This is a genomic window from Pedobacter sp. 01T416_2, from assembly GCF_056398925.1.
The window spans coordinates 1-1,170 of sequence record NZ_JBFTQI010001173.1 but is presented as its reverse complement, the minus strand read 5'-3'; the positions used below and the strand labels follow the sequence as shown (position 1 = coordinate 1,170).

1 protein-coding gene and 1 pseudogene are annotated in these 1,170 nt (G+C 33.4%); both read left to right on the top strand.

Annotated elements, in window-relative coordinates; translation table 11 throughout:
• Nucleotides 1–501 (top strand): hypothetical protein (locus AC1DPQ_RS28330; RefSeq protein WP_477611652.1); only part of this gene is annotated, 501 nt, incomplete at its 5' end.
• 235 nt (nt 502–736) lie between these two features.
• Nucleotides 737–1,170, top strand: a pseudogene (locus AC1DPQ_RS28325) (hypothetical protein); the annotation flags it as partial.

Genomic DNA, 1,170 nt, shown 5'->3' with positions numbered 1-1,170 from the left:
GTACAAGACTATAAAGTGCCCAGCAAACAAAAAATTCAACAGGAATTAAATGAAGCAGTGGCCYATTTAAGAAAATCGGAAGGAATTTCGAATGTAAAAAGCACGAGCGATTTTAATAATTACATCGCAACCATTAGTTTTTCTTTTAAAGATGTTTCAAATATCAATAATATTACCAAAAACATTCTTGCCCAGCAAAAAATTAAGGCTACTAACACCTCCTCGTATACTTATAACAAGGCCACCAAAACCTTTAGCCGAAAATATCAGGCAATAGGTAGCGCTAAAACAGAATTCAATAAATTAAAAGCAAAAGACAAGGCAATTTTTAACGGCGCAACTTACACCAGCATCTATCGTTTCGAAACTGTTGTAACAAGTAGCACCAACCCGGCATCAAATGTATCGAAATCTAAAAAAGCCGTGATGTTAAAAAGCAGCATTATGGATTTAATTAACGGAAAAATTAACGTATCTAATTCTATACAACTATCTAAATAAAATGAAACCAACGTGTAATCCTCGATAGTTTCATCTCCACTGAAAACAAATTATATCTAATGAAACCATCAGGAGCATACCGTTCACAAACTGAGATGAATATGCTCATGATAGCTTCATAACCGCTAAAAACCAAAATAATATCTAATGAAACCATCAGGAGCATACCTTTCACAAACCGAGATGAATCTGCTCCTGATAGCTTCATAACCGCTAAAAAAACAAATTATATCCAATGAAAAAAATTCTAATTGCAATCGCTCTTTTCTTATCGTTTAATCTGGCCAAGGCTCAGGATCTAATTAAGAAAATACCTGCAAATGCCTTCACAGTTGCCACAATTAAAGGCGATAACGTATTTAAATTGATGTTTGTAAAAGATTTTAACGAATCTTTTGTAGGCAAGAAATTATTGACAGAAACATCAAAATCACTTGATAAAAGTTTTACCAGTATAGAAGATTTCGGCATCAACCTGGAGAAAAACATGTATTACTTTAATCAGTTAAGCGATAGTATTACCTATAACTGTTTTCTTATTCCGATAAAAGATGCTAAAAAATTCGAAAATCTGATTGACACCAAAGAGAAAAAGTTTACACAGCAGGGCGATATCCGTACGATGGTTTTGCCTGATAGCACGAGCATTATTAAATGGAACAACAACAT